This window comes from Vibrio sp. 10N.261.54.A5 (assembly GCF_041471145.1).
GTDB lineage: Bacteria > Pseudomonadota > Gammaproteobacteria > Enterobacterales > Vibrionaceae > Vibrio > Vibrio crassostreae_C.
The window spans coordinates 1-19,325 of record NZ_JBFRNU010000064.1 but is presented as its reverse complement, the minus strand read 5'-3'; the positions used below and the strand labels follow the sequence as shown (position 1 = coordinate 19,325).

Genomic DNA, 19,325 nt, shown 5'->3' with positions numbered 1-19,325 from the left:
GTCGCAGGCTGTTTTAATTTTGACTGTTCGTTATTTTAGCTTTAACGACCATCCTGCATTTTGCCAACGTTGTTGCTCTTCTCTGAGCTCATAATCAAGCAGTTGGTTTTGGGCCAACCAATCGCTGTTAGTTCCTTTCAATTCCCAGTTATCCTGTTGTTCAATCGTTAGAGTCACGTCTGGGGCCAGTGCTTGATTTCGCTGACGGTTGAGTAAGATAGCGAGTCTCAATATACGAATCAGCAGGGTGACTTGTTGCTGAGTAAACAGAGAAAGTTCCGGCAAATCTTGTAGTTTGAGCGCTTTTCTTTGATAGCGAACCAATGCTGATATAAGGCGTTGTTGCTCAGTATTAAAGCCTGGCATTGTCGTATGCTTAAGCAGATAAGCCGAATGGCGGTGATAGCCTTGGAATGCAATGCTTTGTCCTACCTCATGAAGTACTGCAGCCCAACCAAGCAGATCATACAGCTCATTAGTGACCGCAGTTGTCACTTGAGGCTGTACTTGTTTCAGCAATGAAAGAGCGAGCACTTTCACTTTCTCGCCATGAGTTACGTCTACATGGTATCGAGAGACGAGCGTTTCGGCAGTTCTTGTTCGAATATCAATATCTTTAAACCTATCCTCCATGTCATAAAGAACGCCTTCTCTCAGGGCACCATCAGAAAAATGTAACTCCTTGATGTCTAGCGTATCCATTGCTGCTGAAAGAATGGTGACGCCTGCAGCAAACACAGGCTTTCTCTCATCACTTAAGCCTGAAAGATTTACGGTGTTGGATGATGAAAACTCACATAAGTGATTCTTTAAATAGGACAGGCGTTGGGGCGTAATGAGACCATCGGTGAACCCTAAGCCAATGAGTACTTCTTTTATTGATTTCGTGGTACCAGATGAGCCAAAAGCGATTTCCCAAGGGGCTTTTGTGTATTCTTCAATCAATGGCATCAATAGACGAGTAGCTGCGGTATAAGCATCTGAGAAGTGTCGTGAAGTTAGCCCTTCGTTAGCAAAGAAACGTTGAGTGAAGTTGACGCATCCCATCGGTAAACTGCGCATAATTAGAGGAGTAAAGCCTTGTCCGGCGACGAGTTCCGTACTCCCTCCACCGATATCAATAACCAACTTAGATTCAGAAGCGGTTTGAGTGTGTTCTGCTCCGTTATAGATTATTCGAGCTTCTTCTTGACCGGAAATGATCTCTATTGGAAAAGGAAACAGTGGCTTGGCTTGCTCTAAGAAGTCTTTAGCGTTTTTGGCTTTTCTTAGGGTATGAGTCGCAACAACTCTGACATCATCAAGCTCAAAATCCGCCAGTCGTTCTGCGAACACCTTGAGGCATTCTAGGCCTCGCTCGATAGCGCTTTCAGATAGGACGTTACGTTCATCCAATCCATCACCTAATCTCACTTTCTGTTTGTGTCTGCTGACTAATTGCAGGTGTTGATCGAATACTCGGGCAACCACCATGTGAAAGCTGTTCGAACCCAAGTCGATAGCGGCAATACATCGAGAATGTTTGTTATCAATTAGCGGCATGATTTCTTCTCTTGTTTGTACTTCTTGCGAGCAAGTTTCTCCATACGTTTAATATAGTGGTAAGTGGAGAGTTGTGACGTCGGGTAATCAAGTAGGTTTGCTGGTGGTTGTGTGTAAGAGTTGCTCATCGCTTGGTCTAGCACTCGAGCTTTGTTGCTGTCATCGAAATGAAACTCGGTGATATCGATAATGGTTTGCTTGATCTTTGGATCTAAAATTGGAGCTGCAACTTCGATGCGGTGATCAAAATTTCGTGTCATCCAGTCAGCGGAAGATATATAGACCTTCGGCTTTCCAGCGTTACCAAATATCATCACTCTCGGATGTTCGAGGAAACGATCGACCACACTGACTATCTCAATATGATCACTGATGTTGGGTATGCCAGGGACAAGAGAGCACATGCCGCGAATGACCATTCTCACTTTTACATTGGCTTGGCTAGCCTGATAGAGCTTTTCAATGATCTCTCGATCGACCAAGTTGTTGAGTTTTAGAGTGATGCTTGCAGGTTTACCTTCTATCGCGTTTTGTATTTCATTATCTATCAATTGGTACAGACGTTTTCTAGTATTCTTTGGTGACACAATCAGTTGCTTGAACTGGGACTTTTGATAAGGGTTTTCAATATACTTAAAGACTTGTCTCACCTCTTGAGTCAAATCTTCATTCGCAGTGAGCAGAGAAAAATCGGTATACACGCGCGCTGTAACTTCATGGAAGTTGCCAGTGCCAATATGGGCATAATGCTCGGTATGCTTGCCTTCTTTTCGTTTGATGAGCAGCAACTTGGAATGGATCTTCAAACTTGGGATGCCATGGATGACTTTTACACCCGCTTCTTGAAGTTTCTTGGTCCATTGAATGTTGGCTTGCTCATCAAAGCGTGCTTGCAGCTCGACAACCACAGTGACCTTTTTGCCATTGTGCGCCGCATCGATGATCGAGCTGAGGAGTTTTGAGCCTTCCGCAACACGGTAAACGTTTATTTTGATGGAGGTTACCTTCGGGTCAAAGGAAGCCTGCCTAACCAGTTCAGTGATGTGACTAAAGGTGTGATAAGGATAATGCAGTAAGATGTCGCGAGCTTTGATCGCTTCGAAATAGTTTGGGTAATGGCTGAAATGCGCGCACTTAATCGCGGGTAGAGGACGATTAACTAAATCACGTCGGTTAAGGCTTGGGAACTCAGAGAAATGTTTGAAGTTATGATAGCGACCACCTGCGATGACACTGTCATAGTCAGACAGTTTAAGTCTGACTTGTAAGAAGTTGAGCATTTCAGTTGGCATTTCAGATTCATAGATCAGACGTATCGGCAGTGCCGTTAAGCGCTGTTCTAAACCTAAAGACATCGATTCTAATAGGTTATTTTCATTGTCCTCTTGCAGATCATAATCGGCATCACGTGTCATTTTTATCGCAAAACAACGCAATGAGTCATACTCAAAGAATCCTTTAAGTAAGTCATCCAAACAAAATCGAACTATATTATCTAACAAGATCAAAGTTGTACGCTGCGAACCCGAAGTTTCCGGTAACTTAACAAATCGAGGGAGTGCTTCTGATGGGATTTCGAGTAAGACATATTGAGATGATGCATCACGCTCGATGTCGATGGCTAAGTAACTTTGTTCATCTTTGAGAATATTAAGTAACTGGCTATCTTCGTTCAAGAGAATCGGAGTTAAGTGTGGCAGCACTTTTTTCTTAAAGTACTTTTTTATCCAGCCACTTTGTTCTTCGCTGATTTGTTGTTCGTTGACCAGAAAAATACGATTGCGTACCAATTCCAATAGCAAGTCGTTATACAGTTCATGGAATTGAGCATCGAGCTTGCTTGCTTTGCTCTGCATTTTAGTCAGTAGGCTTTTCGGCGAGTTGGAGGTTAGCTGTGGATCTTGAAGTAAGATCTTTCGCTTCACATCAGCAAATCGGACTTTGTAAAACTCATCGAGGTTTTTCGAGTAAATACCTAAAAAACGAACTCTTTCGATTAAGGGGACTGACTTATCTGCCGCTTCTTGGAGCACTCTTTCGTTGAAGGATAACCAGCTAAGTTCTTTTGTGACATAGTCTTTTTCCATCGAGATGAGAATCCTTGAGTACTGGCTATAGAGCTGATTACTTTAAATTAGAATGGCAAAATTCACAAAATCTATGATCTTACTTTAAGAAATATGGCTAACAAACTTGTTATTAGTTTCAGTTGTTTAACGTAACTTGTAATATAATTGTCATCTAACGTACATATTATGTCAGTAGCTAAAAAAAGGTAGATAAACAGATGGCATCAGCCCAATTTTCATTGAAAGAGCGTGACAAAAAAAGATGGTTGAAAGATCGTCTCGTCCGTTTTTCGGTGACATGTGGCGCGGTCAGTGTTCTAGCTGCCCTAGTATTGATCTTTGTTTACTTGGCGATGGTCATTTTACCGGTATTTTCTGATACTGGTTTAGAGACAGACCAAGCTGTAAAGACCGTTGCCGTAGAAAAACCTATCGTCTTATCGGTTGATGAATACGGTCAGCATGCATTTACTATCGAAAAATCTGGTTTGGTACAGTTTTGGGATTTAGAGTCTCAAAATACACACTCTTACTTTGAGCGTGATGTTGTAGCCAACCCCATCGCCTTTTCTCGAAACACCCCATCTGAAAACTGGTTTGCCTTTGCCGACAGCGCAAGCAATCTTACTTTTTTCTATCCTGAGTATAGTGCGCCTGTGCTGAAAAAGGGCAGCGAAGCCGAACCTAAAATTGAGCAAATCACTCTCCCTGAACCGTTTTTAAATGATGTACCCTCAAATGGGGCGACGATCGACAAATTCGCATTCTCTAAAAATGGACGTGGGATTACGGTTGCCGCGCAGTTAAGTGACCAACGAGTCTTGGTTAAGTGGTATCAGAGTGACCTTACTGGTCAGTATGTTTTTCAGAAGAGCCAATGGCTATCGGATAAGTTGGGCTTGCAGCAGCAACTGCTTGTCACACCTGATGGGCAAACCTTATACCTACGAGCACAATCGGATTTGGTTGTTTTGAAACTATCAGATAACGGTTTTGATGTTCGTGAAGTGATTGATCTTAGCTTAAATGATGCGAAGCATTCCGTGAAAAGCATCGATTTATTGTCTGGCGCATACTCGTTGTTGGTTACGCATGAGGACGGACAGGTTTCTCAATGGTTCGATGTACTCAAAGATGAAAAGCGTAGCCTGACCCATATTCGAGACTTCCAACTTGCTGAACAAGTGCAATTTATTCTTCCTGATACTTATAGAAAGGGTTTTTATAGCTTCTATAAGAACGGCACATTACAAAGCCACTATACGACCAGTGAAAAGCTGTCGTTGTTTGAACGCGCATTTGATAAATCACCACAACTAGCCGCTATGTCTGCCAATGAACTGCATCTGGCAACGTTGATTGATGGCATCATCAGTGTGGCTAAAGTCGACAATGAATACCCACAAATCTCATTCTCCTCGCTTTGGCAAAAGGTCTGGTATGAAAGTTACCCTGAGCCGCAATACGTTTGGCAATCAACATCGGCGAATGATGACTTTGAAGAGAAATTCAGTTTAGTACCTATCACATTCGGTACTATCAAAGCCGCTCTGTTTGCGATGATGTTTGCCGTGCCGGTTGCTGTGCTCGGAGCTATTTACACCGCTTATTTTATGTCTCCACGCATGCGAAGAGTGGTGAAGCCTTCGATAGAGCTGATGGAAGCTCTTCCAACCGTGATCATCGGATTTTTGGCTGGGCTTTGGTTTGCTCCAATCGTTGAAACACATTTAACGGCTGTCTTCTCATTAATGATGCTATTACCACTGAGCACACTGTTGACTGGACTTGTTTGGTTCTGTTTACCGAAGAGGGTAACGGGTCGCTTCTCTAACGGTTGGCATGCTCTGATATTGATTCCGGTATTGGTGATTGCAGTGGTTGCGGTGTTTGCTGGTGGAAACAACATTGAAGCCTTGTTATTTGGTGGTGATATTCGTACCTTCTTGGCTAGCTATGGTATCGACTTTGACCAACGCAATGCGCTAGTGGTTGGTTTTGCTATGGGCTTTGCGGTCATCCCAACGATTTTCACTATTGCTGAAGATGCTATTTTCTCTGTACCTAAACATTTGTCTGATGGGTCATTAGCGTTGGGTGCGACGGCGTGGCAGACGCTTATTTATGTGGTGCTATTGACGGCGAGTCCAGGTATCTTTTCTGCGGTTATGATGGGCCTAGGGCGAGCAGTTGGTGAAACCATGATCGTCTTGATGGCGACAGGTAACACCCCAATTCTTGACTGGAATGTTTTGGAAGGGATGAGAACTTTATCGGCAACGATTGCTGTTGAGCTGCCAGAATCAGAAGTGGGTGGTTCTCATTTCCGCTTGCTGTTCTTGGCTGCACTCTTGCTGTTTATCTTTACATTCGCGGTGAACTCAGTTGCTGAGTGGGTTAGACAAAGACTGAGAGATAAATATCGTGCGCTGTAGTTTTAAAGGTTTGCCTCAATGTGTATCAATGGCTTTTAGTGGCTTGACTAGCGTGTCTCTTGATCTTTGCAGCTCCTTGATTTCAGCACGCCAAGAGCAAGGTCGATCATGATGAATAAACTGAAGTCATTATTATCTTGGGTTAAATCGGGCTCTCCGTGGATCTGGCTTACGGGCGGGGCGGTGAGCATCAGTATGCTTTCTGTTCTTGGCCTAATGCTGCTGATTGGTTGGAAGGGCTTAACCTATTTTTGGCCCGCACCTTTGTATCAATGGCAAGTTGACTCCAAAGACTTATCGCTAGTGGTCGATCTTGACGAAACCGTATCAAAACAAGATGTATTGGTTGGTCAGTTATATGAACGAAAATACATCCCGATAGAGCAAGTTCCACAAGTCCATGACCTTTTGTCTCCTCAAAATTTGTCGACTGGGCTGATACAGCGCTTAAGCATCAAAGTTGCTAACAGAGAACTGTACCCTGCGGACTTTGTTTCTATTCTGGATGTTAACTTACGTGAACCCACTACCCCGCTAGATTGGGTTGTGATTGAACGAAGTCGAGGTGGTTATTTCTTTGGTAAGCCGGTGGGTTTTAAAACCGCTTCTGGCACCTTTGATTCGAACATAGACCAAAAGCTCGAACAAGGCTTGGCGTTCGCTGATACGTTACGTAAAGAAACGTCGCGTGTCGTGAACCAAGAAATTCGTAATATCAGCTGGCAATTGGAAAACCTGCGCTTAGAAAAGCGTAAGCTTGAACTCAATGAGTCAGTGAGTGATGAATACCTTACAACCTATACTCAAACTAAACTGGAATTAAACCGCCAGTTAGGTGAAGCCGAAGTTAAGCTTGAGCACCTTAGAACGCAACTTAATGTCGAAAGCTTGCTGGTTGAGGATATGACAGGCGAGCTGGTCGAGATCTCGCTCAGCCACATTCTGGATTATTGGTACCCAAATAATATGTCTTACCTAGAAAAGGTTGGGCACTGGGGCAAACAAGTTTGGAAATTCTTATCAGAGAACCCACGAGACTCAAACTCTGAAGGCGGTGTATTCCCTGCCATTTTCGGTACAGTACTGTTGGTTATTCTCATGTCGATCGTCGTGATGCCTCTTGGCGTGGTCGCTGCGATATATCTTCATGAATACGCAAAAAACAACGCACTAACACGTTTAATTCGTATCGCCGTGATTAACTTGGCGGGTGTACCGTCGATTGTGTATGGCGTTTTTGGTTTAGGCTTTTTCGTCTATACCATTGGTGGCTCGATTGATACGTTGTTCTATGCAGAGCGATTGCCAGCACCGACATTTGGTACGCCGGGTCTACTTTGGTCAGCACTAACCTTAGCGGTCTTGACGCTTCCAGTCGTTATCGTAACCACGGAAGAGGGCTTAACGCGTATTCCTAGTGCAGTGAGGCACGGTTCATTAGCGCTTGGTGCGACTCAATTTGAGACGCTTTGGCGCATTGTTTTACCGATGGCAAGCCCAGCGATTATCACTGGTTTAATTTTGGCAATCGCGAGAGCCGCGGGGGAAGTTGCACCACTTATGCTGGTGGGTGTTGTTAAATTGGCATCTAGCTTGCCAGTCGATGGTCAGTTTCCGTATTTACACTTAGATAGAAAGTTCATGCATTTAGGCTTTCATATCTATGATGTTGGTTTTCAAACCTCTAATATCGAAGCGGCACGACCTTTAGTGTATGCGACTTCATTTTTATTGGTTACGGTGATTGTTGGGTTGAACTTAACAGCCATCAATATCCGTAATAACTTGCGTGAAAAATACCGAACCTTAGGACAAGATTAGATGTTCTCGATTAATGAAACCTTGGGTTACCAAGCACCACTTGATGTTCACAATCTGAAGGATGAGCAAATTGCTATCTCGATCGAAGGGCTAAATCTTTACTATAAAGAGAGCCAAGCACTTGATGATATCTCGATGCAGATCCCGAAGGGGCAGGTGACGGCGTTTATCGGCCCTTCTGGGTGTGGTAAGTCGACTCTGCTGCGCTGCATTAATCGCATGAACGATCTTGTTGAAGGCTGTAAGGTTTCCGGGAAAGTGAAGCTTCATGGCAAGAACGTCTATCACCCTAAGGTGGATGTTGCGACCTTACGACGCCGTGTGGGTATGGTATTCCAGCGTCCAAACCCTTTTCCTAAATCTATCTATGAGAATGTGGTTTATGGCTTGAGGCTACAAGGCGTTAGCAACAGCCGAGACCTTGATGATGCGGTTGAACGCTCTCTGCGCGCTGCTGCGTTATGGGATGAAGTGAAAGATCGGTTGCATGAGAATGCTTTTGGTTTATCTGGCGGTCAACAGCAGCGTTTGGTTATCGCTCGTGCGGTTGCGATTGAGCCTGAAGTGCTGTTGTTAGATGAGCCGACATCGGCACTCGATCCGATTTCTACTTTGACGATTGAAGAGTTGATCAACGATCTCAAAACGCAATACACAGTGGTGATTGTTACCCACAACATGCAACAAGCCGCGCGTGTAAGTGACCATACTGCCTTTATTCATATGGGAAAATTGATCGAGTACTCAGATACGGACTCAATTTTTACGTCTCCATTGAAAAACCAGACGGAAGACTACATTACTGGTAGATATGGCTAACCTCTCCAAAGGTGTCATCTAGAGCTAAGTCACTCTACAAAAATGGCTTTCTTCATTTCTTTCAAGGAGCAAGTATGCATTTCGGTCGCCACATTTCAGGGCAATTCAATGTCGAGTTAGAATCGATCCGTACTCATGTATTGACCATGGGCGGGTTAGTGGAGCAGCAACTCTCGTTTGCAATGCAGGCGCTTCATAAAGACGATGTTGAATTGGCCAAAAAAGTGATTCGTGATGACCACAAAGTGAATGCGATGGAAGTGTCGATTGATGAGGCGTGTACTCGAATCATTGCAAAGCGTCAGCCGACAGCGAAGGATCTGCGTTTGATTATGGCGATCATCAAAACCATTACCGATCTGGAACGTATTGGCGATGTTGCTTCTAAAATTGCGCAAGGTGCTATTGAGATCCCTTCAACCAAAGAGCAAAAATTCCATGTTTCGTTAGAGCCTCTTTGCCGTCAGGCAATCACCATGCTTCACCAAGTGTTAGATGCTTTTGCTCGTATGGATGTTGATGCGGCTGCTGAAGTTCACAAACTTGATGATAAGTTGGATGCGGAATACGAAGCCGTTATTCGTCAGTTAATGACCTATATGATGGAAGACCCTAAGAACATCCCTAATATTTTGCAGGTGATGTGGTCAGCTCGTGCGATTGAGCGAGTGGGAGACCGCTGCCAAAATATCTGCGAATACATTATTTACTTTGTGAAGGGTAAAGATGTACGTCACCTCGGTGATCAAAGCCTTGATGACGCACTAAAATAGAGCTTATCTTTAGAAGCTAATAATGGCACCAAGGTTGAAATTGACCGTTGTGTCGTAAGGCACAAAGGTTTTGTTGTGATCAAAAATATTCATATCAACACCAGCACGTAATCCAAGCATTGGTGTCGCTTGGTAAACGTAGGCACCACCTAGGCTTATACCATGTGTTGTTTTCTCTTCTACTTCGCCTGAGCGCGTTTTTGTACCGTCATAACTTGCCACACCAATCTCAGCCTGAAAGCCGTGGGTTTGGTTTCTTCCAAACATGTTTTGCTTCGTAACAGGTTTAAATCAAGAGAGCTGAATAAGTCTTTAGCCATATCTATCCATGAAAATTTTCTGCGCTATTAAATCTAATATACGTCAGTCAGTTAGATTAGTCAGCGAGGTTCTCTGGATTTATGCTGGCGACTATTGCCCTAAGCGGTGAGGGCGGCTCTCACATCAGATATCTTACTCGCATCTGTCACTGGGATCTGATAATCATCAATATTATCACTGCCCATTTGAGCACTTGAGTTGTTTTCCATTAGACTCGGCCTTGTCGATTTACCTGAAAGGTGAAGAGCAGGTACTTGGGTAGCGCTTTGAATCATTTTGGCATTCGCAGCGTTAACGCCAGCCCCCGCCATGATATCAATTCGTCCATCGGCTTGTTTGACCATTGCAGCCAATACATCGATACCTTGCTCAGCATTAGCAGCAAGCCCTGATGTCAGGACTCTTTCGCATCCAAGTGTAATGATTTGTTCTAATGCTGCTTGGAAATCAGAGCTTTGATCGATGGCTCTGTGGAAGGTAATCCCAAGCTTTAACGAGTGCGCTTTGTCAGCCAGTTGTTGCATCTTTGGCATATCAATACTTCCGTTCGGCGCTAACACACCAAGTACGACCCCATCCAATCCTGCATTTGCGCAAGCTTCAATATCTTCAAGCATACAGAGCATATCGTCGTTATCGAAAATGAAGTCGCCTTGTCTTGGGCGTATCATAGCGTAGACCGGAACCGACGAAACTATTGCCGCTTGTTTCATCATTCCGAAGCTTGGAGTTAATCCGCCAAGTGCTAATGAAGAGCAAAGCTCAATTCGATTCGCGCCACCAGATAGTGCGGTATGAAGAGATTCTAAGTTATCGATACAGACTTCAATTTCGGTGTTCATCGTGTTTATCCGTTCAAAAAGATACTGATGAAATAATAGCAATCTAGGTGTGATTCTGAATAGATGGGGATAAGGGAAAATAGAGGTAAAGTTTAGGTTTATCGCTACCTCAATTATCTATTACAAGAGTCAGTCTAGGGGAGCGAGGAGGGGGAAAACAAAAAGCCCGAAGCGTTAACTTCGGGCTTTTAATAGGACTTTACTTCTTAACTGATTGGCGGTGCGCTTTGCGCTATTAGCTTATGCTTTATGTCTCTTTAAAGAGAATCTTCCAACCATTAACCCGCGTTGAGTTCGGGCTTAAGAGGTAATTACTTGCTTAGGTCGTCAGCGTGCTCAGATAGGAATGCTGCAACACCTTTTGGAGATGCGTCCATACCTGATTTGCCTTCTTCCCATTGTGCAGGACAAACTTCACCGTTCTTCTCGTGGAAGTTTAGTGCGTCTACCATGCGTAGCATTTCGTCGATGTTACGACCTAGTGGAAGATCGTTAACTACTTGGTGACGTACAAGACCGTCAGCGTCGATTAGGAAAGAACCACGGAAAGCAACGCCTGCTTCTGGGTGCTCAACATCGTATGCTTTGCAGATCTCGTGCTTAACGTCAGCAATTAGAGGGTATTTAACTTGACCAATACCGCCATCAGCGATAGCAGTGTTACGCCATGCGTTGTGAGAGAATTGAGAATCGATAGAAACACCGATTACTTCAACGCCTTTAGCTTGGAAATCTTCAAGACGGTTGTCGAAAGCGATTAGCTCTGAAGGACAAACGAAAGTGAAGTCTAGTGGGTAGAAGAAAACTACAGCTTTCTTACCTTTAGTGAATTCTGCGAAGTTGAAGTTATCAACGATCTCACCGTTACCTAGAACAGCTGCTGCAGTAAAGTCAGGGGCTTGACGACCTACTAGTACCATTTTGGAATCTCCTAAAAAATTAGTTGGCCCAACACATCTTTGTTTGGGCTCCGTTTCTACGGGACAAACTATAGTACAATCGGTACTATAGAAAAAAGCGAATTAAATAGATTAAGTTAATCGAAAAAAGCGATAAGCTTATTCTTTGTCCTGTCCTTAGGTCGAATGACCTTTACCTAACTTATCCTACTTATATTACAAAGTAATTTCATGAATAAATGGCCAAGTCTTAAGCAACTTCACTATCTTGTTACTCTTCACGAAACTCGTCATTTCAGTGATGCCGCAGATCGCTGTTTCGTCAGTCAATCTACGCTAAGTAAAGGCATTCAAAACCTAGAAGAGCTGATTGGTTGCCCGCTTTATGAGAAGAAAGATAAAAAGAGCCCGCTAGTTTTCACGCAAGCAGGTGAGCTGGTGGTCAAGCACGGTCGAGAGCTACTAGCGAAAGGACAAGATCTCGTAGAGCTTGGAAATCTATGTAACGGGGATGCGATGCAAGGGCAGCTGCGAGTCGGGTGTATTCCTACTATAGCGCCGTTCCTTTTGTGCGATTTGGTACAGGAAGCCAACCAGCGCTTTCCACAATTAAATTTGCTGTTACGTGAAGACACAACGACCAACCTATTGGCTGCGCTGCGTCATGGAGACTTAGATGTGCTGATTCTGGCTTTGCCTGTCGATATCGACAATATGGAAAGCCAAGTTGTTGGGCAAGACCCTTTCCGGATGGTGATCAGTCGCAATCAAGCTGATGGTATTCGCGTTCCGATTAAATACGATGACCTGCCAGACGAATCTGTATTTTTGTTGGAGAACGAGCATTGCTTAACCGAGCATGCTGTGTCGGCTTGTAAGTTAACGGATAAAGAGAAGATCAACCCGTTCACTGCGACGAGCCTTCACACATTGGTGCAAATGGTGGCCAATGGTTTAGGAACCACCTTTATTCCGCAAATGGCGATCGACCACGGTTTATTGGAAAACCAGAATCTCGTTGTGATCGATCCTCCTGGTCAGCAGGCCTACCGAGATATTGGCCTTGTCTGGCGACCAAGCTCTTCGCGTCGTGAGACATTCCATCAATTAGCGGATGTGGTATCTGAGCTTCTATAATAATCCGCTGCGACAACAATCCCTCTGAGCGGCTGAATTGGCCGCTCTTCTTTATATCAATTCCGAGCGTTACTCTACTTCTGCTTCTTCTGGCTCTACTTCTTCTTGCAGCTCCAGTAAATTGATCGCTATCGTGACAAAATCGCTGTCTGTAATAATGCCTACTAGTTCGTGGTTTTCTACGACAGGTAAACAGCCCACTTTATGTTTCTGCATGTAGATAGCCGATTCTTTTAATCCTGCACGCGGCTCTACCGACATAACACTTTTGTGCATGATGTCGTTGAGGGGAGTAGCAAGAGTAAAAGATTGAGCTTGTGGGATGTTTTGTAGGCTGGATTCTTGAGCGGCGAGAACGTCTCGTTGTGTGACGACACCTAGTAGTTGCCTGTCGGAATCGACGACCGGAATATGGCGGATATCAAGTGCTTCCATCATGTGCTTAGCATCGGCCAGTGAGTGTGAGCGCAATAGGGTATGAGGGTTGCGAGTCATCATATCTTCAACCTTGATCATACGAACCTCCTTCTTTTTTATTTGTTGCTATTACTATAGTTTTTTATCCAAAAAATAACTGAGATCTGACGCATTCCTGGGTGAGTTTTATGCAACTAATTCTTTAGCTTGAGGAGGTGAATCAGTCGCATTATTTTACGCCTCTTTACAATAATCCAGTGCTGTAAACCTTGCTATTGCGGCTCGTGTGCCTATACTAGCCCACTGCGAAATTTTTAGTCGTGTTTGCGATGTGTTTCTGGTAACGATTGACTTACCGTAACGATTATCCAGCAACTACGATTTATGATTCGTCAACGGCACAAATCTCATCAACTAAGACAAGACTAGACACATGCAAGTTTCAGATTTTCACTTTGACCTACCAGATGAACTCATTGCTCGCTACCCTCAAGAGGAGCGTACAGCAAGCCGCCTGCTTAAATTAGATGGCAACAGCGGTAACCTAGCTGATGGTTCGTTTAAAGACGTTTTAGACTTGGTTGAGCCAGGCGATCTTGTTGTTTTCAATAACACTCGAGTGATTCCAGCTCGTGTATTTGGTCGCAAGGCATCAGGCGGTAAGCTTGAAGTGCTGGTTGAACGTATGCTTGATGAGAAAAGCATTCTTGCGCATGTTCGTTGTTCTAAATCACCGAAGCCGGGTACCAAGTTGTTCCTTGGTGAGAACGATGAATATGAAGCTGAAATGGTGGCGCGTCACGATGCGTTATTCGAAATCCATTTCACATCCGATCAAAGCGTTTTAGAGATTCTTAACAGTGTTGGTCACATGCCACTGCCTCCTTACATCGATCGTCCTGATGAAGATGCAGATAAAGAGCGCTACCAGACTGTCTATAATGAAAAGCCGGGTGCGGTTGCAGCGCCAACAGCAGGCCTTCACTTTGATGACAAGCTAATGGCCGACATGAAAGAAAAAGGTGTTGAGTTTGCTTACGTGACGCTTCACGTTGGTGCTGGTACGTTCCAGCCAGTAAAAGTAGATAACATCAATGATCACCACATGCATGCTGAGTACGTTGAAGTGCCGCAAGAAGTGGTTGACGCCGTAGCTGCAGCAAAAGCTCGTGGCGGACGTATTATTGCTGTTGGTACAACATCAGTACGCTCACTAGAAAGTGCAGCGCAAGATGCATTGAAGAAAGGCACCGAGCTCGTTCCTTTCTTTGGTGATACAGAAATCTTCATCTTCCCTGGCTATGAATACCAGTTGGTGGATTGCCTGATTACCAACTTCCACTTGCCAGAATCAACACTGATTATGTTGGTGAGTGCATTTGCTGGCTACGATAATGTGATGGGCGCTTACGATCACGCAGTGAAGAGCGAATATCGTTTCTTCAGCTACGGCGATGCGATGTTCATCAATAAGAAAACGAGCTAACTTAAGCTGGTTTAAGCGATACAAAAATTTACGGGTGCTAGCAGTAAGCTAGGAGTCGGGCAGGGTGTCTGTCTAATCTCTCGCAAGGAATACGCGACCGCTCCTCATAGAACCCACTAGACTGAACTTTTGTTTGGCCTAAGGTTCTGAATTAACAGTCAGATTGTTTCTCTGGCATATTGGAGGCTTCGTGAAATTAAAATACGAACTTAAAAAAACTAATAGCGGCGCACGTCGTGGTCAACTTCAGTTTGAACGCGGTACCGTCGAAACCCCAGCATTCATGCCTGTAGGTACTTACGGTACTGTTAAAGGTATGACACCTGAAGAAGTAAAAGACACAGGTGCTGAAATCCTATTAGGTAACACATTCCACCTATGGCTACGTCCTGGTCAAGAAATCATGAAAATGCACGGTGACCTGCACGATTTCATGAACTGGCACGGTCCTATCCTGACTGATTCAGGCGGCTTCCAAGTATTCAGCCTAGGTGCAATGCGTAAAATCACTGAAGAGGGTGTTCATTTCCGTAACCCTGTAAACGGTGACAAGATCTTCATGGACGCTGAGAAGTCTATGGAAATCCAAAAAGATTTAGGTTCAGACATCGTAATGATCTTCGATGAGTGTACGCCTTACCCTGCGACACACAAAGAAGCAAAAGACTCAATGGAGATGTCTCTTCGTTGGGCTGAGCGTTCACGTAACCACTTCGACAAACTTGAAAACCCGAACTCACTGTTCGGTATCGTTCAAGGTGGCGTGTACGAAGACCTTCGTGATGTATCCGTTAAAGGCCTAACAGAAATTGGTTTTGACGGTTACGCAGTAGGTGGCCTAGCAGTAGGCGAACCAAAAGAAGATATGCACCGCATTCTTGAGCACACATGTCCTCAACTGCCAGAAGATAAGCCACGTTACCTAATGGGCGTAGGCAAACCGGAAGACTTGGTTGAAGGTGTTCGCCGTGGTATCGACATGTTTGACTGTGTAATGCCAACGCGAAATGCACGTAACGGCCACCTGTTTGTGACTGAAGGTGTGATCAAGATCCGTAATGCGAAGCATAAAACCGATACAACACCACTAGATTCAGAGTGTGACTGTTACACTTGTAAGAACTACAGCAAGTCGTACTTACACCATTTGGATCGTTGTAACGAAATCCTAGGTGCTCGACTGAACACGATTCATAACCTGCGTTTCTACCAACGAGTAATGTCAGACATTCGTCAGTCTATCGATGAAGACCGCTTTGAAGAGTTCGTTGCAGAGTTCTACGCAAGAATGGGGCGTGAAGTGCCACCACTAGGTAAAGAATCTTAGTATTTCTTTTTTGCGAGCCCTATCTCTCTTCCGAGTGATGGGGCTTGAAAATAAAGGGATGCGACCCAATTAGACAAACAATTACGAAAATATAAATAGAGGATGTTTTAAATGTTTATTTCTCAAGCTCACGCAGCAGCAGAAGGTGCACCAGCAGGCGGCGGTTTCGAAATGCTTATCATGCTAGGTATGTTCGCTGTGATCTTCTACTTCATGATCTACCGTCCACAAGCTAAGCGTGTTAAAGAGCACAAGAACCTTATGTCTTCTATGGGCAAAGGTGATGAAGTTCTTACAAGCGGCGGCCTAATTGGCAAGATCACTAAGATTGCAGAAGACAGCGACTACGTTGCTATCGAACTGAATGCAAACAACGAAGTAGTTATCAAGAAAGACTTCGTTACAGCAGTGCTACCAAAAGGTACTCTGAAATCTCTATAAACAGCTAGAGGATCCTCGCTGTGCTAAACCGTTACCCGTTATGGAAGTACCTGATGGTGGTGTTTACTATCGCCATCGCTGCGTTGTACGCACTTCCGAATATATACGGTGAAGATCCGGCAGTTCAAGTTACAGGGGCGCGCGGCGCCTCTGTAGATATGTCTACGCTGGATGCTGTCACCAATGCTCTTGAAGCTGAAAACCTTTCTACTAAATCCGTTGCTCTAGAAAACGGTTCCATTCTTGTTCGCTTTAACGATACAGACTCTCAAATTAGTGCTCGTGATGTCATCACTGAAGCATTAGATGAAGACGTAATCGTTGCTTTAAACTTAGCTGCTTCAACTCCTGATTGGCTTGAATCTATTGGTGCTGCACCAATGAAGCTTGGTCTTGACCTACGTGGTGGTGTTCACTTCTTGATGGAAGTGGATATGGACGCTGCGATGCAAAAGCTGGTTGGCCAACAAGAAGAAGCGTTCCGTAGCGAACTTCGTGAAGAAAAAATCCGTTACCGTGCAATTCGCCCATCTGGTAAAGATGCGGTTGAAGTGATTCTACGTAACGCCGAGCAGCTTGCTGAAGCGAAATCGCTACTGCAATCTAAGCACCAAGACATGACGTTTGTAGATTCTGAATCTAATGGTCGTTTTTCTTTGGTTGCTAGCTTCACAGAGGCTCGTCTTCAAGAAATCCGCAACTATGCGGTAGAGCAAAACATTACCATTCTACGTAACCGTGTTAACGAACTTGGTGTTGCTGAACCTTTGGTTCAACGTCAAGGCTCTAGCCGTATCGTAGTGGAATTGCCTGGTGTTCAAGACACGGCTCGCGCTAAAGAAATTCTTGGTGCTACCGCGACGCTTGAGTTCCGTGAAGTGGATAGCAGTGCTGACTTAGCCGCTGCCGCTTCTGGTCGTGCCCCTGCGGGTAGCGAAATCAAGCAAGATCGTGATGGTCGTCCTGTGGTACTTAAGAAGCGCGTTATTCTAGGCGGCTCAAGTATTACTGATGCAAGCTCAAGTGTTGATGAATATGGTCGTCCTCAAGTTAACATCTCGCTAGACAGCGAAGGTGGTAGCAAGATGTCTGCATTCTCTCGTCAGAATATCGGTAAGCTAATGGCAACGGTATTTGCAGAGTACAAAGACAGCGGTCGTAAAACACCGGAAGGTCGAGTTATCTTGAGTAAGCACGAAGAAGTGATTAACCAAGCGACGATTCAATCTGCGCTAGGCCGTAACTTCCGTATTACTGGTATCGATTCAACGGCTGAAGCTCATAACTTGGCACTTCTACTGCGTGCTGGTGCATTGATTGCGCCTATCTCGATTGTAGAAGAACGTACCATTGGTCCATCTATGGGGCAGCAAAACATCGATATGGGTATCATGGCGATGGTTTGGGGTATGGCTGCTGTAATGCTGTTTACGCTGCTTTACTACCGTAGCTTTGGTCTGATTGCGAACGTTGCGCTAATGGCTAACTTGGTGTTGATTATCGGTGTTATGTCGATGATTCCGGGGGCTACCATGACCCTACCAGGTATTGCCGGTATCGTATTAACGGTTGGTATGGCGGTTGATGCGAACGTTCTGATCTTTGAGCGTATACGTGAAGAGCTTCGAGATGGACGCAGTCCACAACAAGCGATTCACCAAGGTTACGCGAACGCATTCAGCACAATCGCCGATGCCAACATCACCACACTACTAACAGCAATCATTCTATTTGCTGTGGGTACGGGTGCTATCAAAGGCTTCGCGGTAACGCTGTCTATCGGTATCTTGACTTCAATGTTTACAGCTATTATCGGAACACGTTGTATCGTGAACCTGATGTATGGCGGCAAACGCGTTAAAAAACTGTCGATCTAAGGCTAGGAATTAATATGTTTCAGATTCTAAAAGCAGACAAAATGATCGACTTTATGCGTTGGTCAAAGGTTGCCTTTGTTTTTTCTATCTTGATGATTGGTACTGCTATCTTCACCCTAACAACGAAATCGTTGAACTGGGGTCTAGATTTTACTGGCGGTACTCTGATTGAAGTTGGTTTTGAACAACCGGCACACCTTCCTGATATTCGTAGTGCACTAGAAGCCGAAGGCTTTGGTGATGCAACGGTACAGAACTTCGGTTCAGCTCGTGATGTGATGGTTCGTTTACGTCCACGTGATGGCGTAGCGGGCGAAACGCTTGGTAACCAAATCCTTTCTGCTATTGAGAATGGTACTGGTGAGCAAGTTGAAATGCGTCGTATCGAGTTCGTTGGTCCTAACGTGGGTGACGAATTAACAGAAGCGGGTGGCCTTGCTATTCTAGTTTCTCTTATCTGTATCTTGATCTACGTATCAGTGCGATTTGAATGGCGTTTGGCTGCGGGTGCAGTATTAGCACTGGCGCACGACGTTATCATCACTCTGGGTGTGTTCTCTCTAATGCAAATTGAGGTCGACCTTACCATCGTAGCAGCCTTGCTAACGGTCGTCGGTTACTCCCTCAACGATACCATTGTTGTATTCGACCGTATTCGTGAGAACTTCCGTAAGATGCGTAAGGGTGAAGCGCCTGAAGTACTGAACAGCTCAATCACACAAACATTGAGCCGTACATTGATCACTTCTGGTACCACGTTATTCGTAGTTATCGCACTGTTCGTTCAGGGCGGCGCTATGATCCACGGCTTCGCGACTGCACTTTTATTGGGTATTACGGTTGGTACTTACTCTTCTATCTACGTTGCATCTGCACTGGCTATGAAGTTAGGTATTACGCGTGAACACCTAATGCCACCACAAGTGGACAAAGAAGGTGAAGAGTTTGACGAGATGCCTTAGGCCTTGGCTTAATAAGTTTCGCTAAACCAAAAAAACCGCTAGGCAACTAGCGGTTTTTTTACGTCTGTATTCTAGGGAAGCTCAATACAATTTAGCGTTGAAGTATGTTGAACTTCATTTCACTAAGAGACATCCTGATCGTATCTCGTATCTCGTA

At 44.6% G+C, this 19,325-nt stretch carries 15 protein-coding genes and 1 pseudogene; 10 read left to right on the top strand and 6 right to left on the bottom strand.

Annotated elements, in window-relative coordinates; all coding sequences use genetic code 11:
• Nucleotides 1–30 precede the first annotated feature (30 nt).
• Nucleotides 31–1,542 (bottom strand): exopolyphosphatase, encoded by a 1,512-nt coding sequence (gene ppx / locus AB4329_RS19375; protein WP_017070678.1) that lies wholly within the window; start codon nt 1,540–1,542, stop codon nt 31–33.
• A complete protein-coding gene (gene ppk1, locus AB4329_RS19370; protein ID WP_017066137.1) occupies nt 1,533–3,629 on the bottom strand; it encodes a polyphosphate kinase 1 in 2,097 nt (698 codons plus the stop codon). The genes ppx and ppk1 overlap by 10 nt, the downstream gene beginning before the upstream one ends.
• Before the next feature lie 200 nt (nt 3,630–3,829).
• Here ppk1 and AB4329_RS19365 point away from each other — a divergent pair, with 200 nt between their 5' ends.
• The 4 genes from AB4329_RS19365 (at nt 3,830) to phoU (ending at nt 9,459) form a co-directional block, all read left to right on the top strand.
• Nucleotides 3,830–6,046, top strand: a complete 2,217-nt coding sequence (locus tag AB4329_RS19365; RefSeq protein WP_372134106.1) for an ABC transporter permease subunit — start codon at nt 3,830–3,832, stop codon at nt 6,044–6,046.
• A 111-nt stretch (nt 6,047–6,157) separates the two neighbouring features.
• Nucleotides 6,158–7,867, top strand: a complete 1,710-nt coding sequence (gene pstA, locus AB4329_RS19360; RefSeq protein WP_050619859.1) for a phosphate ABC transporter permease PstA — start codon at nt 6,158–6,160, stop codon at nt 7,865–7,867.
• Entirely contained in the window at nt 7,868–8,686 is an 819-nt protein-coding gene (gene pstB, locus AB4329_RS19355) for a phosphate ABC transporter ATP-binding protein PstB (protein ID WP_009848269.1), read from the top strand. It begins immediately after the preceding gene.
• Between the two features lie 74 nt (nt 8,687–8,760).
• Nucleotides 8,761–9,459, top strand: coding sequence for a phosphate signaling complex protein PhoU (gene phoU / locus AB4329_RS19350; RefSeq protein ID WP_009848270.1), 699 nt, complete (start codon nt 8,761–8,763; stop codon nt 9,457–9,459).
• Nucleotides 9,460–9,468: 9 nt separating this feature from the next.
• Here phoU and AB4329_RS19345 read toward each other — a convergent pair.
• From AB4329_RS19345 to AB4329_RS19335, 3 genes and pseudogenes are all read right to left on the bottom strand, one after another.
• Nucleotides 9,469–9,732, bottom strand: a pseudogene (locus AB4329_RS19345) (hypothetical protein); the annotation flags it as partial.
• Nucleotides 9,733–9,878: 146 nt separating this feature from the next.
• Complete coding sequence (locus AB4329_RS19340) at nt 9,879–10,622, bottom strand: copper homeostasis protein CutC (RefSeq protein WP_017062527.1); 744 nt, start codon at nt 10,620–10,622, stop codon at nt 9,879–9,881.
• Nucleotides 10,623–10,933: 311 nt separating this feature from the next.
• Nucleotides 10,934–11,542: a peroxiredoxin C gene (locus tag AB4329_RS19335; RefSeq protein ID WP_017062526.1), complete on the bottom strand. Its 609-nt coding sequence runs from the start codon at nt 11,540–11,542 to the stop codon at nt 10,934–10,936.
• Nucleotides 11,543–11,752: 210 nt separating this feature from the next.
• Between AB4329_RS19335 and AB4329_RS19330 the strand changes: the two genes are divergently transcribed.
• Nucleotides 11,753–12,658: a hydrogen peroxide-inducible genes activator gene (locus AB4329_RS19330; protein WP_017062525.1), complete on the top strand. Its 906-nt coding sequence runs from the start codon at nt 11,753–11,755 to the stop codon at nt 12,656–12,658.
• Between the two features lie 69 nt (nt 12,659–12,727).
• Here the strand turns inward: AB4329_RS19330 and AB4329_RS19325 are convergent, their stop codons facing one another.
• The gene (locus AB4329_RS19325) at nt 12,728–13,174 is read right to left on the bottom strand and encodes a CBS domain-containing protein (protein ID WP_017062524.1); all 447 of its coding nucleotides are present in this window, start codon (nt 13,172–13,174) and stop codon (nt 12,728–12,730) included.
• Between the two features lie 334 nt (nt 13,175–13,508).
• Here AB4329_RS19325 and queA point away from each other — a divergent pair, with 334 nt between their 5' ends.
• From queA to secF, 5 genes are all read left to right on the top strand, one after another.
• Complete coding sequence (queA, locus tag AB4329_RS19320; protein WP_017062523.1) at nt 13,509–14,561, top strand: tRNA preQ1(34) S-adenosylmethionine ribosyltransferase-isomerase QueA; 1,053 nt, start codon at nt 13,509–13,511, stop codon at nt 14,559–14,561.
• A 190-nt stretch (nt 14,562–14,751) separates the two neighbouring features.
• Nucleotides 14,752–15,888: a tRNA guanosine(34) transglycosylase Tgt gene (gene tgt / locus AB4329_RS19315; protein ID WP_017056177.1), complete on the top strand. Its 1,137-nt coding sequence runs from the start codon at nt 14,752–14,754 to the stop codon at nt 15,886–15,888.
• 111 nt (nt 15,889–15,999) lie between these two features.
• On the top strand, nt 16,000–16,329 hold the full coding sequence (gene yajC / locus AB4329_RS19310) for a preprotein translocase subunit YajC (RefSeq protein ID WP_010440492.1): 330 nt from the start codon (nt 16,000–16,002) through the stop codon (nt 16,327–16,329).
• A 20-nt stretch (nt 16,330–16,349) separates the two neighbouring features.
• Nucleotides 16,350–18,206 carry a protein translocase subunit SecD gene (gene secD / locus AB4329_RS19305; RefSeq protein ID WP_102320714.1) on the top strand — a complete coding sequence of 619 codons (1,857 nt, stop codon included), beginning with the start codon at nt 16,350–16,352 and terminating at the stop codon, nt 18,204–18,206.
• Nucleotides 18,207–18,220: 14 nt separating this feature from the next.
• Nucleotides 18,221–19,168, top strand: coding sequence for a protein translocase subunit SecF (secF, locus tag AB4329_RS19300; RefSeq protein ID WP_017062837.1), 948 nt, complete (start codon nt 18,221–18,223; stop codon nt 19,166–19,168).
• Nucleotides 19,169–19,325: the final 157 nt, after the last annotated feature.

Excerpts from the sequence above, each read along its gene's own strand:
- ppx (WP_017070678.1), bottom strand. The coding sequence starts at position 1,542 with ATGCCGCTAATTGATAACAAACATTCTCGATGTATTGCCGCTATCGAC.
- ppk1 (WP_017066137.1), bottom strand. The coding sequence starts at position 3,629 with ATGGAAAAAGACTATGTCACAAAAGAACTTAGCTGGTTATCCTTCAAC.
- AB4329_RS19365 (WP_372134106.1), top strand. The coding sequence starts at position 3,830 with ATGGCATCAGCCCAATTTTCATTGAAAGAGCGTGACAAAAAAAGATGG.
- pstA (WP_050619859.1), top strand. The coding sequence starts at position 6,158 with ATGAATAAACTGAAGTCATTATTATCTTGGGTTAAATCGGGCTCTCCG.
- pstB (WP_009848269.1), top strand. The coding sequence starts at position 7,868 with ATGTTCTCGATTAATGAAACCTTGGGTTACCAAGCACCACTTGATGTT.
- phoU (WP_009848270.1), top strand. The coding sequence starts at position 8,761 with ATGCATTTCGGTCGCCACATTTCAGGGCAATTCAATGTCGAGTTAGAA.
- AB4329_RS19340 (WP_017062527.1), bottom strand. The coding sequence starts at position 10,622 with ATGAACACCGAAATTGAAGTCTGTATCGATAACTTAGAATCTCTTCAT.
- AB4329_RS19335 (WP_017062526.1), bottom strand. The coding sequence starts at position 11,542 with ATGGTACTAGTAGGTCGTCAAGCCCCTGACTTTACTGCAGCAGCTGTT.
- AB4329_RS19330 (WP_017062525.1), top strand. The coding sequence starts at position 11,753 with ATGAATAAATGGCCAAGTCTTAAGCAACTTCACTATCTTGTTACTCTT.
- AB4329_RS19325 (WP_017062524.1), bottom strand. The coding sequence starts at position 13,174 with ATGATCAAGGTTGAAGATATGATGACTCGCAACCCTCATACCCTATTG.
- queA (WP_017062523.1), top strand. The coding sequence starts at position 13,509 with ATGCAAGTTTCAGATTTTCACTTTGACCTACCAGATGAACTCATTGCT.
- yajC (WP_010440492.1), top strand. The coding sequence starts at position 16,000 with ATGTTTATTTCTCAAGCTCACGCAGCAGCAGAAGGTGCACCAGCAGGC.
- secF (WP_017062837.1), top strand. The coding sequence starts at position 18,221 with ATGTTTCAGATTCTAAAAGCAGACAAAATGATCGACTTTATGCGTTGG.